15 protein-coding genes are annotated in these 14,768 nt (G+C 64.9%); 12 read left to right on the top strand and 3 right to left on the bottom strand.

All coding sequences use genetic code 11. From position 1 onward, the window contains the following. Nucleotides 1-44 precede the first annotated feature (44 nt). From ACQKQA_RS00075 to ACQKQA_RS00060, 4 genes are all read left to right on the top strand, one after another. Entirely contained in the window at nt 45-1,436 is a 1,392-nt protein-coding gene (locus tag ACQKQA_RS00075) for an amino acid permease (protein WP_427552295.1), read from the top strand. A gap of 281 nt (nt 1,437-1,717) precedes the next feature. Next, complete coding sequence (gene dnaQ, locus ACQKQA_RS00070) at nt 1,718-2,470, top strand: DNA polymerase III subunit epsilon (RefSeq protein ID WP_427552294.1); 753 nt, start codon at nt 1,718-1,720, stop codon at nt 2,468-2,470. A 119-nt stretch (nt 2,471-2,589) separates the two neighbouring features. Next, nucleotides 2,590-4,845 carry an Orn/Lys/Arg decarboxylase N-terminal domain-containing protein gene (locus ACQKQA_RS00065; protein WP_427552293.1) on the top strand — a complete coding sequence of 752 codons (2,256 nt, stop codon included), beginning with the start codon at nt 2,590-2,592 and terminating at the stop codon, nt 4,843-4,845. Between the two features lie 14 nt (nt 4,846-4,859). Next, nucleotides 4,860-5,450, top strand: coding sequence for a GNAT family N-acetyltransferase (locus ACQKQA_RS00060; RefSeq protein WP_427552292.1), 591 nt, complete (start codon nt 4,860-4,862; stop codon nt 5,448-5,450). Here ACQKQA_RS00060 and ACQKQA_RS00055 read toward each other — a convergent pair. After that, nucleotides 5,447-6,340 (bottom strand): LysR substrate-binding domain-containing protein, encoded by an 894-nt coding sequence (locus ACQKQA_RS00055; RefSeq protein ID WP_427552291.1) that lies wholly within the window; start codon nt 6,338-6,340, stop codon nt 5,447-5,449. The genes ACQKQA_RS00060 and ACQKQA_RS00055 overlap by 4 nt on opposite strands. Before the next feature lie 86 nt (nt 6,341-6,426). Further along, entirely contained in the window at nt 6,427-6,663 is a 237-nt protein-coding gene (locus ACQKQA_RS00050) for a hypothetical protein (protein WP_427552290.1), read from the bottom strand. A gap of 226 nt (nt 6,664-6,889) precedes the next feature. On the opposite strand from ACQKQA_RS00050, the gene ACQKQA_RS00045 reads away from it, so the two are divergent. Both ACQKQA_RS00045 and ACQKQA_RS00040 read left to right on the top strand, forming a co-directional pair. After that, nucleotides 6,890-7,447: an NADPH-dependent FMN reductase gene (locus tag ACQKQA_RS00045; RefSeq protein WP_427552289.1), complete on the top strand. Its 558-nt coding sequence runs from the start codon at nt 6,890-6,892 to the stop codon at nt 7,445-7,447. Nucleotides 7,448-7,661: 214 nt separating this feature from the next. Next, complete coding sequence (locus ACQKQA_RS00040; protein ID WP_427552288.1) at nt 7,662-8,948, top strand: arsenic transporter; 1,287 nt, start codon at nt 7,662-7,664, stop codon at nt 8,946-8,948. Nucleotides 8,949-8,964: 16 nt separating this feature from the next. On the opposite strand, the gene ACQKQA_RS00035 is transcribed toward ACQKQA_RS00040, so the two are convergent. Beyond that, complete coding sequence (locus ACQKQA_RS00035) at nt 8,965-9,915, bottom strand: DUF1853 family protein (RefSeq protein ID WP_427552287.1); 951 nt, start codon at nt 9,913-9,915, stop codon at nt 8,965-8,967. Nucleotides 9,916-10,018: 103 nt separating this feature from the next. Here ACQKQA_RS00035 and ACQKQA_RS00030 point away from each other — a divergent pair, with 103 nt between their 5' ends. The 6 genes from ACQKQA_RS00030 to ACQKQA_RS00005 all read left to right on the top strand — a co-directional run. Then, nucleotides 10,019-10,909 carry an NAD(+) kinase gene (locus ACQKQA_RS00030; protein ID WP_007920913.1) on the top strand — a complete coding sequence of 297 codons (891 nt, stop codon included), beginning with the start codon at nt 10,019-10,021 and terminating at the stop codon, nt 10,907-10,909. After that, nucleotides 10,906-11,880, top strand: a complete 975-nt coding sequence (locus ACQKQA_RS00025) for a metallophosphoesterase (protein ID WP_427552531.1) — start codon at nt 10,906-10,908, stop codon at nt 11,878-11,880. The genes ACQKQA_RS00030 and ACQKQA_RS00025 overlap by 4 nt, the downstream gene beginning before the upstream one ends. After that, nucleotides 11,877-12,749 (top strand): rhomboid family intramembrane serine protease, encoded by an 873-nt coding sequence (locus ACQKQA_RS00020; protein ID WP_427552286.1) that lies wholly within the window; start codon nt 11,877-11,879, stop codon nt 12,747-12,749. Before ACQKQA_RS00025 ends, ACQKQA_RS00020 begins: the two co-directional genes overlap by 4 nt. Before the next feature lie 15 nt (nt 12,750-12,764). Further along, nucleotides 12,765-13,025 (top strand): YeaC family protein, encoded by a 261-nt coding sequence (locus ACQKQA_RS00015; protein ID WP_427552285.1) that lies wholly within the window; start codon nt 12,765-12,767, stop codon nt 13,023-13,025. Beyond that, entirely contained in the window at nt 13,022-13,852 is an 831-nt protein-coding gene (locus tag ACQKQA_RS00010) for a DUF2797 domain-containing protein (RefSeq protein ID WP_427552284.1), read from the top strand. Before ACQKQA_RS00015 ends, ACQKQA_RS00010 begins: the two co-directional genes overlap by 4 nt. 13 nt (nt 13,853-13,865) lie before the next feature. Beyond that, nucleotides 13,866-14,768: M1 family aminopeptidase (locus ACQKQA_RS00005; RefSeq protein ID WP_427552283.1), on the top strand; the 903-nt coding region annotated here is incomplete at its 3' end.

The raw sequence follows: 14,768 nt of genomic DNA, 5'->3' as shown, positions 1-14,768 counted from the left end.
ATCAGTCCGTGCGGTCCAACGTCGATCACAAGGGAATGAAGATAATGGGCCCCATGGATTCGAGTAGCCAGTTGGCGCAAGGCTTCAAGCCGCGCCACGTAACAATGTTGTCTATCGCGGGGATTATCGGCGCCGGGCTGTTCGTCGGCTCCGGGCATGCCATCGCCGCCGCCGGCCCGGCAGTGATGCTGGCGTATCTGTTCTCCGGCCTGCTGGTGGTCCTGGTGATGCGCATGCTGGGGGAGATGGCCGTCGCCCACCCGGACACCGGCTCGTTCTCGACCTACGCCGACCAGGCCATCGGGCCGTGGGCGGGCTTCACCATCGGCTGGCTGTACTGGTGGTTCTGGGTGTTGGTGATTCCGATCGAGGCGCTGGCGGCCGGCCATGTGCTGAACCAGTGGTTCCCACAGGTCGAGGCCTGGCTGTTCGCCCTGGCGTCGATCATTGCGTTGGTGATCACCAATCTGTTCAGCGTGTCCAAGTACGGCGAGTTCGAGTTCTGGTTCGCCATGGCCAAGGTGGTGGCGATCATCGGCTTCATTGCCCTGGGCTTCGCGATCCTCATGGGCTGGGTGCCCGAGCGCCAAGTGAGCGGCTTGAGCCGACTGATGGCCGAACATGGCGGGTTTGCCCCCAATGGCTTGTCGGCGGTGGTGGGCGCCTTCATCACCATCATGTTCAGTTTCATCGGCACGGAAGCGGTGACCATCGCCGCGGCCGAATCCAGTGACCCGGCGCGGAACATTGCCAAGGCCACGCGCTCGGTGATCTGGCGCATCGGGGTGTTCTACGTACTGTCGATTTTCGTGGTGATTTCCGTGGTGCCCTGGAACGACCCGCTGCTGGCATCGGTGGGGTCTTACCAGCGGGCCCTGGAACTGATGAACATCCCCCATGCCAAGTTCATGGTGGACGTCGTGGTGCTGATTGCCGTGGCCAGTTGCATGAACTCCTCGATCTACATCGCCTCGCGCATGTTGTTCTCCCTGGGCCTGCGGGGCGATGCGCCGCAGCCGTTGAAGGTGACCTCGGCGGCCGGCGTGCCCCGGGCTGCGGTCATCGCCAGCACGGTGCTGGGGGCCGGCGTGACCCTGCTCAGTTACTTCATGCCCGCCGGCTTGTTCGAGTTCCTGCTCGCCAGCTCCGGGGCCATTGCCTTGCTGGTGTACCTGGTCATCGCGATATCGCAACTGCGCATGCGCGGCCAGCTGCGCCGGCGCAACCTCGAGCCGGCCTTTCGCATGTGGCTGTTTCCGTGGCTGACCTGGCTGGTGATCGCGTTTATCGTCGCCGCGCTGTCGGTCATGCTGGTGACCCCCGAGCATCGCTCCGAGGTGACCACCACCCTCGGCCTGGCGTTGGCGATTTCCTTTGTCGGCCTGGTGCTGCCCCGCCAGCACGACGCGCCGCAGAAGGAGGCTTGCGCGGGCTGAGGCCGGATCGAGCCTCAACCGCAACACCCCGCCTTTGGGGCGACCATCCGACCGGCAGGGCGATAGGGCGTGCCGTAACCCCGTCGCCGCAGGTATCATGTCGGGCCGCGTCCGTCGTCGCGGGCGCTGTGCGATCCCGCGCATGACGCCTGCACCGGCGTTTTCCAGCGGGTTTTGTGTCTTTCATGTTTACCTTTTATATTCCCTGGCCGGATTCAGGCAGGTGCCTTCCTTGGAAGGTCCACACCCTAGGGCTCCCAGGTTGAGGTTGTTGACGGCTTATGGCTGAAAGGAAAGTAGTACTCGATACCGAAACCACCGGCATGCCGGTGACCGACGGGCATCGGATCATTGAAATCGGTTGCGTCGAGTTGATGGGGCGGCGCCTGACCGGTCGGCATTTCCACGTTTACCTGCAACCGGATCGCGAGAGCGACGAGGGCGCGATCGGCGTCCACGGGATCACCAACGAGTTCCTGGTGGGCAAGCCGCGCTTCGCCGAAGTCGCCGACGAATTCTTCGAGTTCATCCAGGGCGCGCAGTTGATCATCCACAACGCGGCGTTCGACGTTGGCTTCATCAACAACGAATTCGCCCTGATCGGCCAGCACGACCGCGCCGACATCACCCAGCACTGCAGCATCCTCGACACCCTGTTGATGGCCCGGGAACGTCACCCCGGCCAGCGCAACAGCCTGGACGCCCTGTGCAAACGCTATGACGTCGACAACTCCGGCCGTGAGCTGCACGGCGCCTTGCTCGACTCGGAGATTCTCGCCGACGTCTACCTGACCATGACCGGCGGCCAGACCAGCCTGTCCCTGGCCGGCAACGGCGCGGACGGCAGTGGCGACGGGATCAGCCGGGCCAGCGCCATCCGCCGCTTGCCGGCGGACCGCCAGCGCGGCCGGATCATCCAGGCCAGCGAGGCCGAACTGGCCGAGCACCTGGCGCGCCTGGAGATCATCGCCAAATCCGCCGGGGGGCCGGCGCTCTGGACCCAACTGGCCGAAGCCAAGGCCCAGCAGTCGTAGTTGTTCGTGGGCGACCTTTTGTTACAGGAGGTCGTTGACGGGGTTCCGCGCCGGCCCCCGAGCTTCTACCCTGAGGGGATTGGCGGACGCTTGTCCGTCGCCTCAGGATGCCTGGCGCCATGTACAAAGACCTGAAATTCCCCGTGCTTATCGTGCACCGCGACATCAAGGCCGATACCGTCGCCGGCGACCGGGTGCGGGGGATTGCCAGGGAGCTGGAGCAGGAAGGCTTCAGCATCTTTTCCGCGGTGGACTATGCCGAGGGGCGCCTGGTGGCTTCCACCCATCATGGTCTGGCCTGCATGCTGATCGCCGCCGAGGGCGCCGGGGAAAATACCCACCTGCTGCAGAACATGGTGGAACTGATCCGCCTGGCCCGGGTGCGGGCGCCGAACCTGCCGATCTTCGCCCTGGGCGAGCAGGTGACCCTGGAAAATGCCCCGGCCGACGCCATGAGCGAGCTCAACCAGCTGCGCGGCATCCTTTACCTGTTCGAAGACACGGTGCCGTTTCTGGCGCGGCAGGTGGCGCGAGCGGCGCGCAATTACCTCGACGGCCTGTTGCCGCCTTTTTTCAAGGCGCTGGTGCAGCACACGGCCGACTCCAACTATTCCTGGCACACCCCGGGGCACGGTGGGGGCGTGGCGTATCACAAAAGCCCGGTGGGGCAGGCGTTCCACCAGTTCTTCGGCGAGAACACCCTGCGTTCGGACTTGTCGGTGTCGGTGCCGGAACTGGGCTCGCTGCTCGACCACACCGGGCCCCTGGCGGAAGCCGAGGCGCGGGCGGCGCGCAATTTCGGCGCCGATCACACCTTCTTCGTGATCAATGGCACCTCGACCGCCAACAAGATCGTCTGGCACTCCATGGTCGGCCGCGACGACCTGGTGCTGGTGGACCGCAACTGCCACAAGTCGGTGCTGCACGCGATCATCATGACCGGCGCCATTCCGCTGTTCCTGTGTCCGGAGCGCAACGAGCTGGGGATCATCGGCCCGATCCCCCTGAGCGAATTCAGCCGTGAGTCGATCCAGGCCAAGATCGACGCCAACCCGCTGACCCAGGGCCGGCCGCCCAAGGTCAAGCTGGCGGTGGTCACCAACTCCACTTACGACGGCCTCTGCTACAACGCCGAACTGATCAAGCAGAGCCTGGGCAACAGTGTCGAGGTGCTGCATTTCGACGAGGCCTGGTACGCCTACGCGGCTTTCCATGAGTTCTTCGAGGGGCGTTACGGCATGGGCACCTCGCGCAGCGCCGACAGCCCGCTGGTGTTCACCACCCATTCCACCCACAAGCTGCTGGCGGCCTTCAGCCAGGCCTCGATGATCCATGTGCAGGACGGCGGCGCCCGGCAGCTGGACCGCGACCGCTTCAACGAAGCCTTCATGATGCATATCTCCACGTCGCCGCAGTACAGCATCATCGCCTCGCTGGACGTGGCCTCGGCGATGATGGAAGGGCCGGCGGGGCGCTCGCTGCTGCAGGAGATGTTCGACGAGGCCCTGAGTTTTCGTCGGGCCCTGGCCAACCTGCGCCAGCACATCGCCGCGGACGACTGGTGGTTTTCCATCTGGCAGCCGGACCGGGTGGAAGGCATCGACCAGGTCAGCACCGCGGACTGGCTGCTGGAGCCGGAAGGCGAGTGGCACGGGTTTGCCGGGGTGACCGACGACTATGTCTTGCTGGACCCGATCAAGGTCACCCTGGTGATGCCCGGGCTCACGGCCGGCGGTGCCCTGAGCGAGCGGGGGATCCCGGCGGCGGTGGTCAGCAAGTTTCTCTGGGAGCGCGGGTTGGTGGTGGAAAAGACCGGCCTGTACTCGTTCCTGGTGCTGTTCTCCATGGGCATCACCAAAGGCAAGTGGAGCACGCTGCTGACCGAGTTGCTGGAATTCAAGCGCAACTACGACGCCAATGTCAGCCTGGCCGCCTGCCTGCCGAGCATTGCCCAGCAGGATACGGCGCGTTACCAGGGCATGGGCCTGCGCGACCTCTGCGATCAACTGCACGCCTGTTACCGCAGCAACGCCACGGCCAAGCACCTCAAGCGCATGTACACCGTGCTGCCGGAGGTGGCGATGAAACCGGCCGACGCCTACGATCAGCTGGTGCGGGGCGAGGTCGAGGCGGTGTCCATCGATGCCTTGGCCGGGCGGGTGGCGGCGGTGATGCTGGTGCCTTATCCGCCGGGCATTCCCCTGATCATGCCGGGCGAGCGGTTTACCGAGTCGACCCGCTCGATCATCGATTACCTGGCCTTCGCCCGTACCTTCGATAGCAGCTTTCCCGGCTTTGTCGCGGATGTGCATGGATTGCAGCATGAAGATGAAGGCAATGGGCGGCGCTACACCGTCGATTGCATCAAGGAGTGAGGACGGTTTCCGCTATGCAGCCAATGATCCATCCCCAGTACCCCGGCCTGTCGGTGCGGGTCGCCGACGGCGGTTTTGCCGACTACGTCTGGAGCAGCGATTTCAGCTTCGAGGTCAGTGCCTATGCGCGGGTCGAAAGCGGGCAGGCCGTGGCCCGCTGGCCGTTGCAACCGGTCACGCCGTATCGCAAGTGCTACGGCATCGACCCCGAAGAGTTCGCCAGCTATCGCGATGCCGCGGACAGCGCGGTGTTCATGGCTTACCTGGATGACCAACCGGTGGGCCACATTGTGGTCAGCACCAACTGGAACGGTTATGCCCATATCGACGAACTGGCGGTGCACGCCCCGGCGCGCCGCCACGGGGTGGCCAGGGCTTTGCTGGATGTGGCGCAGTTCTGGAGCCGCAAGAAGCAACTGCCGGGCATCATGCTCGAGACCCAGAACAACAACCTGGGGGCCTGCCGGCTGTACGAGCGCTGCGGTTACGTGGTCGGCGGCGTCGACCACCTGCGCTATCGCGGGATCGACCCGACGACGGCCGAGGTGGCGATTTTCTGGTACCGGCTGTTTGCCGACGAGCTGGCGCGGGAAGCCGGAGCCTAGCCGGCCAGCATGGCTTCGGCTTTTTCCGTGAGGGTAGCCAGCAGCGCTTGCAGGGTCGGCGAGGGGGTGTCGCCGTGCAGGGTCAGGGCATAGAGGGTGACCGGGATCGGCGGCGACAGCGGGCACACGTCCAGGCCACTGTCGCGGGCGCCCAGGGCGGTGAAGGGGTCGACGATGGCCAGGCCTTCGCCGGCCTCGACCATGCTGCGCATCATCTGGTGGGTCTGCACCCGGGTGTGGATGGCCGGGCTGGGCCGCAGGTTCTGCAGCTTGCTGTCCAGGGCCACGCTCAGCGGGTCCTGGCCTTCCAGGCCAACCATGGCCTGGCCCGCCAGGTCCTGCAGGGTCGCGTACTTCTGTTTCGGTTGCAGCCAGCCGTGGGGGGCCAGCAGTTGCAGCTTGCCCTGGGCCAGGGCGGCGCACTGGATATCGCGGTGGTCGGGGTCGTGCAGGCTCAGGCCCAGGTCGCATTCGCGCAGCAGCAGGCTCTTGACCATGTCGCGGGTGCCTTGGCTGGCCAGGTTGCACGGGGTATCGGGAAAGCGCCGGCGCAGGGCGGCGATGCTCTGCGGCAACAGCTGCTGGGCCAGGGGCGGGGTGCCGATGATGCGCAAGGGCGGCGCCTGGTATTGTCTGAGGCTGTCGGCCAGGCGTTGTACGGGTTCGAAGGCGTCATACAGGCGGGTGATCGCCGGTTGCAGTTCCCGTGCCTCGCGGGTGGCCTGCAGGCGCCCGCGGACACTGGAGAACAGCATGAAGCCCGATTGGCTTTCGGCGTCGCGCAGCAGCGCCTCCACGTCGGCCACCGGCAGTTGCAGCAGCTCGGCGGCCGTGCCCAGGTGACCGGTTTGCAGGAGCGCCTGAATCACTTCGATATGACGTAACCGCATGCTTGAAGTCCATGTCCAGCCGGTGAGGGATTCCCGTTGAATCCTAACTCAAGTCCGCGTCTGTGACTTCTGCTCATAACGCCGCGTTATGAAGGCGGGAGGGGATCGGGTTCGCGAATCAGGGTGACGCCCGTTTGCACCAGCAGGAACTGGTTGTCGTCCATCTTGTTGACGCGGTCGCCTATGGCCAGGCGGTAGGTGGTGATGGGCTCCGAGCCGGCGATGCCCTCGACCGAGGGGGTGGATTCCTGGAACTCATGCACCGAATAGACACGACCTTCCGCATCCCGCGCATGAAACTGCCCGACAAGTACTGCTGCCATCTTTAGAGCCTCTGGAAATAAAACACTCGATTCGCGGTGCTGTAGACCGTACTCGGGCGAGGGAAGTTTAGCGACGCGAAAAAAATAGTCGCGCCCCCGGTCGCTGCAGGCTCGCAGCCTCGGGGGAGAGGGGAAAAGCGCGTGGATTTTCAGGCGGCGGGTGGCTGGAAGCGGGGTGGATCATCTATAACTACCCACCTCCTCAACCAGAAATCGGGAATTCGCTATGAGCAACGTCTACACGATTGCAGTGCTGGTCGGCAGCCTGAGAAAAGCCTCGATCAACCGGAAGGTGGCGCTGGCCCTGGCGGAGCTGGCGCCGGCCAACCTCAAGCTGAACCTGGTCGAGATCGGCGACCTGCCGCTGTACAACGAAGACATCGATGTGGACCCACCGGCCGCCTACACCCGGTTCCGGGAACAGGTGAGGGCCTCCGATGCCGTGCTGTTCGTGACCCCGGAATACAACCGCTCGGTGCCGGCGCCGATGAAGAACGCCATCGACGTCGGTTCGCGTCCCTATGGCAAGAGCGCCTGGAGCGGCAAGCCGGGGGCGGTGATCAGCGCGTCCCCGGGGGCCATCGGCGGCTTTGGCGCCAACCATCACCTGCGCCAGTCGCTGGTGTTCCTCAATGTGCCCTGCATGCAGCAGCCGGAAGCCTATCTGAGCGGCGCCGGTTCGGCTTTCGACGAGGCGGGCAAGTTGTCCGAGTCGGTCAAACCGTTCCTGCAGAACTTCATCAATGCCTACGCGCAGTGGGTCGAGCAGCACAAGAAGCTCTGATCCTGGCACCGCGGGAGTCGCCAGCCGGCTCCCGCGGATGGCCTGACGGCCTGCCCGCGGAAAAACGCTTTACCGTCTACCTGGGTATCCCTATATTTCTGCCCCAATCTGCGTGGAGTGGCCCCGTGTCCGACACGCCAAGCCCTGTCGCGCGTCCCGTGCGCTGCCGCTGAATCTCCATCCTCCTCATGTTTCCTGCTCAAGGCTGCCCGGCATGCTGACCGCTGCATTGATTTTCCTGCTGACCATCACCCTGGTGATCTGGCAACCCAAGGGCCTCGGCGTGGGCTGGAGCGCGACGTTCGGCGCGGTGCTCGCTTTGCTGTTCGGGGTGGTGCAACTGACGGATATTCCAGTGGTGTGGCAGATCATCTGGAACGCTACCGGCACCTTCGTGGCCTTGATCATCATCAGCCTGCTGCTCGACGAGGCCGGTTTCTTTGCCTGGGCCGCCTTGCATGTGGCGCGCTGGGGGCGGGGCAGTGGGCGCAAGCTGTTTGCCTTCATGGTGTTGCTGGGGGCGCTGGTGTCGGCGCTGTTCGCCAACGACGGGGCGGCGCTGATCCTGACGCCGATCGTGATCGCCATGCTCCTGGCGCTGCGTTTTTCCAGGGCGGCGACCCTGGCGTTCGTCATGGGCGCCGGGTTCATCGCCGATACCGCGAGCTTGCCGCTGGTGGTGTCGAACCTGGTGAACATCGTTTCCGCGGACTTCTTCAAGATCGGCTTCAACCAGTACGCGGCGGTGATGCTGCCGGTGAACCTGGTCAGCGTGGCCGCGACCCTGGCGGTGCTGCTGTGGTTCTTCCGCCGCGACATCCCGCGTACCTACGACCCCGAGGAGCTGGAGCCGCCAGTCAGCGCGATCCGCGACAAGGCGACCTTCGTCGCCGGCTGGTGGGTGCTGGGCATCCTGTTGCTGGGGTGTTTTGCCCTGGAGCCGCTGGGCCTTCCCATCAGCGCGATTTCCACGGTGTGCGCGGCCTTGTTGCTGGGCATCGCGGCCAAGGGTCACAAGATCTCCACCCGCAAGGTGCTCAAGGAAGCGCCGTGGCAGATCGTGATTTTCTCCCTCGGCATGTACCTGGTGGTGTACGGCCTGCGCAATGCCGGGCTGACCACCTACCTGGCCGGCTGGCTCGACCGTTTCGCCGACTACGGTATCTGGGGCGCGGCCCTGGGTACCGGGCTGCTGACGGCCTTGTTGTCGTCGGTCATGAACAACCTGCCGACGGTGCTGGTCGGTGCGCTGTCCATCGACGCTAGCCAGGCCAGCGGGTTGGTCAAGGAGGCGATGATTTACGCCAACGTGATCGGCAGCGACCTGGGGCCGAAGATCACCCCGATCGGCAGTCTGGCCACCTTGCTCTGGCTGCATGTGCTGGACCGCAAGGAGATCCACATCGGCTGGGGCCGTTACTTCAGGGTCGGCATCGTGCTGACCCTGCCGGTGCTGCTGGTGACCCTGGCAGCGTTGGCCGTGCGCTTGTCGCTGAGGTGAAGGCCGCCACAGAAACTCACCCCGTCCCCGGCACGTTCGGCCAGAGGTCGGCCACCAGGAACAGGCGTTCGGCTTCTTCCCAGTTGCCGGTGGGGCCTTGTGTCAGGCGCACCAGCAGTTGCGCCGGGGCATGCGGGTCCAGTTCCTCGCGCCAGGCCTGCAACTGTTCCGGGTTCCAGGTCTGCTCCTGCGGGTAGCGCGCCGGGGCCAGCCAGGCCTGGCGTGGCAAGGGTTGCCAGCAGCCGGCCGGGCTTTGCGCGATAAAGGCTGGCCAGTCACGCTGATGCAGCCAGCGCCCGCGCAGATGCTCCGGATGCGCACCCTGGGGCGGCCGGGTGTTGCCGGGCCAGGGGTAGAGCAGGTAGCCGCCGAGCCACAGGTGGGCGCTGAAGTCCTGGATATCCAGGGTCGCGAGCACCTCCAGGCTGTCGGCCTGGGTCGAGATCGGCAGTTGATGTTCCTTCAGGTGCGCCAGCTTGCGGTCCAGGCGATCGTGGCAGCCGGGGCCCAGCCATTGCGCGGTGTCCGTGCCATCGCCGGATTGCGGGCCGAGGTAGAGCTTGATCGCCAGTTCCAGGTGGTGAATGCCATCGCGGTCGCGCAGCAGCAGGTCCAGCTCGCCCAGGGTGTGGCCGGCGCGGCGGATCGGCAGGTTCGCCGCCAGCAGCTCGACGCCGGGGGCGTGTTGTACGGCAAATTGCCAGAGGCGTTCGTAATAGAGGCCCAGGCGTTTTGTCGGCCCCAGGGCCAGCCAGCGGTGCAGGGGGCGGCTGTCCTGGTCCAGCTGGCGCAGCCAATGTTCGAGCCGTTGCGGCGCCTGGACCCAGTCGCTGCCGGCCAGCGGATGGCGCTGCGGCCAGGGTGTTTCGTCGAGCATCGGCGGTGCGAGGACGACCCAGGCCAGGTCGCGCACTTCGGGGTGGCGCAACTGGCGGGGGAGGTCGAGCAAGCCGGGGAACAGGATCATTCAGCGAGCATAGCGCCTAACGTCGCGGCTGAAAGGATTTTGTCTATGGCCGGCTTTCGCCCATAATCTCTGCTTTGCCCGTCCCGAACCCTGCAGGAGCCCCATGGAGCAATTTCGCAATATCGGCATTATCGGTCGCCTGGGCAGTTCCCAGGTGCTGGACACAGTTCGCCGACTGAAAAAGTTTCTGCTCGCGCGCCACCTGCATGTGATCCTCGAAGACACCATCGCCGAAGTCCTGCCCGGCCACGGCCTGCAAACCTCGTCGCGCAAGCTGCTCGGCGAAGTCTGCGACATGGTCATAGTGGTCGGCGGCGACGGCAGCCTGCTGGGCGCGGCCCGGGCGCTGGCGCGGCATAACATCCCGGTGCTGGGGATCAACCGCGGCAGCCTGGGCTTTCTCACCGACATCCGTCCGGACGAGCTGGAGGTCAAGGTCGCCGAAGTCCTCGACGGCCACTACCTGGTGGAAAACCGTTTCCTGCTGCAGGCCGAAGTCCGCCGCCACGCCGAGGCCATCGGCCAGGGCGACGCACTGAACGATGTGGTGCTGCACCCGGGCAAGTCGACGCGGATGATCGAGTTCGAGATCTACATCGACGGCCAGTTCGTCTGCAGCCAGAAGGCCGACGGCCTGATCGTCGCCACGCCCACCGGCTCCACGGCCTACGCCTTGTCCGCCGGCGGGCCGATCATGCATCCCAAGCTCGACGCCATTGTGATTGTGCCGATGTACCCCCATACCTTGTCGGGAAGGCCGATCGTGGTCGATGGCAACAGCGAGCTGAAAATCGTCGTGTCCAAGGATATGCAGATCTACCCGCAGGTTTCCTGCGACGGGCAGAACCATTTCACCTGTGCCCCCGGTGACACCATCACCGTGAGCAAGAAGGCGCAGAAACTGCGCCTGATCCATCCGCTGGACCACAACTATTACGAGGTCTGCCGGACCAAGCTCGGCTGGGGCAGTCGTCTGGGTGGTGGAGGCGACTGATGCTCGATCCCGCGCGAAGTTACGACCTGATCGGTGACGTTCACGGTTGCGCCCTGACCCTTGAACACTTGCTGGACCGGCTCGGTTATCACAAGCAGGGCGGCGTCTGGCGGCACCCGTCGCGCATGGCGGTGTTCCTCGGCGACATCATCGACCGCGGCCCGCGAATCCGCGAAGCCCTGCACATCGTCCATGACATGGCCGAGGCTGGCCAGGCGCTGTGCATCATGGGCAACCATGAGTTCAACGCCCTGGGCTGGACCACCCCGGCGCCGCCCGGCAGCGGCCAGCGGTTCGTGCGCGAACACACGCCGCGCCATGCCCGGCTGATCCACGAGACCCTGGCGCAATTCGAGCAGCATCCCGGCGACTGGCACGACTTCCTGGCCTGGTTCTACCAGATGCCGCTGTTCGTCGACGCCGGGCGTTTTCGCGTGGTGCACGCCTGCTGGGACGCCAGCCTGATCGAGCCGCTGCGGGCGCAGTACCCCGACGGCTACATCGACGAGCACTTCCTCCAGGCCTCGGCGGTGCCCGGCAGTTTCGCCAACACCGTGTTCGACCGCCTGCTGCGCGGCACCGACATGCGCCTGCCCCATGGCCTGACCATGACCAGTGGCGACGGCCTGACCCGTTCGTTCTTCCGCACCAAGTTCTGGGAAGACAACCCGCAGACCTACGGCGACATCGTGTTCCAGCCCGATGCGCTGCCCGAGCCGGTGGCCCGTACGCCGCTGTCCTCGGCCGAGAAAAACAACCTGCTGCGCTATGGCGTCGACGAACCGATGCTGTTCGTCGGCCATTACTGGCGCAGCGGCAAGCCGGCGCCGATCCGTTCGAACCTGGCCTGCCTGGACTACAGCGCGGTGCTCTACGGCAAGCTGGTGGCCTATCGCCTGGACCAGGAAACCCGCCTGGACCCGCATAAATTCGTCTGGGTCGATGTCGAGCGGCCGGAGGTCGTGCAATGAGTGCCGTGGCGGTATTGCGTCTGCCGTTGAGCGTGGACCTGAGCGGTTTCGTCAAACTCCTGCAGCGCATGCAGGTGCCGCACCGGGTCAGCGAAGAGGCGGGGGAGCAGGTGCTCTGGGTGCCGGACGCCATCAGCGAGGACGTGCGTTCGTTGTACGAACGCTTCCCGGCGGGCGACCCCGAGCAGCAGTTGGACATTCCCGAGGCCGGTGCCGCCATGCGCCGTCCGGGTTTCGTCGAGCAACTGCGCCACAGCCCGGCCACCGCGCTGATCCTGCTGCTGAGCCTGATCGTGGCCGGCCTGACCCTGCTCGGGGAAAACCTCGGCACCCTGCGCTGGCTGACCTTCCTCGAATTCCGCGTGGTCGGCGACTACATCCAGTTCACGCCCCTGGCCGACAGCCTGGCGGCGGGGCAGTGGTGGCGCCTGGTCACGCCGATGCTGATCCACTTCGGCTTCCTGCACATCGCCATGAACGGCATGTGGTACTGGGAGCTGGGGCGGCGCGTCGAGCTGCGCCAGGGCAGCATCAACCTGCTGGGCCTGACGCTGCTGTTCAGCCTGGTGTCGAACTACGCACAATACCTGTTCAGCGGGCCGAGCCTGTTCGGCGGCCTGTCCGGCGTGCTGTATGGCCTGCTCGGGCATTGCTGGATCTACCAGTTGCTGTCGCCGAACCCAGCGTATCGCCTGCCTCGCGGGGTTCTGGTGATGATGCTGGTGTGGTTGCTGATCTGTCTGTCGGGGCTGATCTCGATGATCGGCTTCGGCCAAATCGCCAACGCCGCCCATGTCGGCGGGTTGCTCGTCGGATGCCTCACCGGTTTGTTGGGCGGCTTGTACAGTCGCCGTAAACTGGCCCTCTAATGCTGGAGACCGCTTATGTCGTCTTTTGTCGAAATGATCGAAAACATCACCCCGGACATCTACCAGAGCCTGAAACTGGCGGTGGAAATCGGTAAATGGTCCGATGGCCGCAAGCTCACCGCCGAGCAGCGCGAGCTGTCCCTGCAGGCGATGATCGCCTGGGAAATGCAGAACCTGCCCGAAGACCAGCGCACCGGCTACATGGGCCCGCAGGAGTGCGCCTCGAAGTCGATCGAAGTGCCGAACATCCTGTTCAAGTCGGATGCCATCCATTGATCGAGATCGGCCGTGGCTCCATCAGTAAAATGTCGGCGCGCCTGGACGGGGCGGATGTGCAGTACGCTTTTCGCCTTGGCGACACCGAGGTGCCGGTCAACCCGTTGATCGGCAGCACCCTGCGCCTGGAGTACCTGGGCGCGATCCACTGCAGCCATTGTGGGCGCAAGACCAAGACCAGCTTCAGCCAGGGTTACTGCTACCCGTGCATGACCAAGCTGGCCCAGTGTGATGTCTGCATCATGAGCCCGGAACGCTGCCACTACGACGCCGGCACCTGCCGCGAGCCGTCCTGGGGCGAGCAGTTCTGCATGACCGACCATGTGGTGTACCTGGCCAATTCGTCGGGGATCAAGGTCGGCATCACCCGCGCCACCCAGTTGCCCACCCGCTGGCTCGACCAGGGCGCCAGCCAGGCGCTGCCGATCATGCGCGTGGCGACCCGTCAGCAGTCCGGCTTCGTCGAGGACCTGTTCCGCACCCAGGTGGCCGACAAGACCAACTGGCGCGCCTTGCTCAAGGGCGATGCCGAGCCGGTGGACCTGGTGCAGGTCCGCGACCAGCTGTTCGCCGCCTGTGCCGATGGCCTGCGTGCCTTGCAGGACCGCTTCGGCCTGCAGGCGATTCAGCCGGTGACCGATGTCGAGCCTATCGAGATCCGCTACCCGGTCGAGCAGTACCCGGCCAAGATCGTCAGCTTCAACCTGGACAAGAACCCGATTGCCGAAGGCACGTTGCTGGGGATCAAGGGCCAGTACCTGATCTTCGATACCGGCGTGATCAATATTCGTAAATACACGGCCTATCAGCTCGCCGTGCATCAGTAGAAGGATTCGACCCATGCGCACCGAACAACCGAAGATGATTTACCTGAAGGACTATCAGGCCCCCGAGTACCTGATCGACGAAACGCACCTGACCTTCGAGTTGTTCGAGGACCACAGCCTGGTCCATGCGCAACTGGTGATGCGCCGCAACCCGGCCCGCGCTCTGGAAAACGGCGCGGGGCTGCCACCGCTGGTGTTCGACGGCCAGCAGCTGGAGCTGCTGTCGGTGGCCCTGGGCGACCGTGAGCTGACAGCCGCCGAGTACCAGTTGAGCGCCAATCACCTGGTCCTGCAGCCGGCGAGTGAATCCTTCACCGTCGACACCAGCGTGCGCATCCACCCGGAAAGCAACACCGCCCTGGAAGGCCTGTACAAATCCAGCGGCATGTTCTGCACCCAGTGCGAGGCCGAAGGCTTTCGCAAGATCACCTACTACCTCGACCGCCCGGATGTGATGAGCAAGTTCACCACTACCGTGGTGGCCGAGCAGCACAGCTATCCGGTGCTGTTGTCCAACGGCAACCCGATCGCCAGCGGGCCGGGGGAAGACGGCCGGCACTGGGCGACCTGGGAAGACCCGTTCATGAAGCCGGCCTACCTGTTCGCCCTGGTGGCGGGGGACCTGTGGTGCGTCGAGGACAGCTTCACCACCCTGAACCAGCGCGAGGTGGCGCTGCGCATCTACGTCGAGCCGGAAAACATCGACAAGTGCCAGCACGCCATGACCAGCCTGAAGAAGTCCATGCGCTGGGACGAAGAAACCTACGGCCGCGAGTACGACCTGGACATCTTCATGATCGTCGCGGTCAACGACTTCAACATGGGCGCCATGGAAAACAAGGTCGACCACACCGGGCCCCTGGCGGAAGCCGAGGCGCGGGCGGCGCGCAATTTCGGCGCCGATCACACCTTCTTC

It is taken from the genome of Pseudomonas sp. NPDC089530 (genome assembly GCF_050280705.1).
GTDB lineage: Bacteria > Pseudomonadota > Gammaproteobacteria > Pseudomonadales > Pseudomonadaceae > Aquipseudomonas.
This window is presented reverse-complemented; position numbering and strand designations above follow the sequence as displayed.

Coding starts and splice junctions, on each gene's coding strand:
- ACQKQA_RS00040 (WP_427552288.1), top strand. CDS start 7,662: ATGCTGACCGCTGCATTGATTTTCCTGCTGACCATCACCCTGGTGATC.
- ACQKQA_RS00035 (WP_427552287.1), bottom strand. CDS start 9,915: ATGATCCTGTTCCCCGGCTTGCTCGACCTCCCCCGCCAGTTGCGCCAC.
- ACQKQA_RS00055 (WP_427552291.1), bottom strand. CDS start 6,340: ATGCGGTTACGTCATATCGAAGTGATTCAGGCGCTCCTGCAAACCGGT.
- ACQKQA_RS00050 (WP_427552290.1), bottom strand. CDS start 6,663: ATGGCAGCAGTACTTGTCGGGCAGTTTCATGCGCGGGATGCGGAAGGT.
- ACQKQA_RS00030 (WP_007920913.1), top strand. CDS start 10,019: ATGGAGCAATTTCGCAATATCGGCATTATCGGTCGCCTGGGCAGTTCC.
- ACQKQA_RS00075 (WP_427552295.1), top strand. CDS start 45: ATGGGCCCCATGGATTCGAGTAGCCAGTTGGCGCAAGGCTTCAAGCCG.
- dnaQ (WP_427552294.1), top strand. CDS start 1,718: ATGGCTGAAAGGAAAGTAGTACTCGATACCGAAACCACCGGCATGCCG.
- ACQKQA_RS00045 (WP_427552289.1), top strand. CDS start 6,890: ATGAGCAACGTCTACACGATTGCAGTGCTGGTCGGCAGCCTGAGAAAA.
- ACQKQA_RS00060 (WP_427552292.1), top strand. CDS start 4,860: ATGCAGCCAATGATCCATCCCCAGTACCCCGGCCTGTCGGTGCGGGTC.
- ACQKQA_RS00065 (WP_427552293.1), top strand. CDS start 2,590: ATGTACAAAGACCTGAAATTCCCCGTGCTTATCGTGCACCGCGACATC.
- ACQKQA_RS00015 (WP_427552285.1), top strand. CDS start 12,765: ATGTCGTCTTTTGTCGAAATGATCGAAAACATCACCCCGGACATCTAC.
- ACQKQA_RS00020 (WP_427552286.1), top strand. CDS start 11,877: ATGAGTGCCGTGGCGGTATTGCGTCTGCCGTTGAGCGTGGACCTGAGC.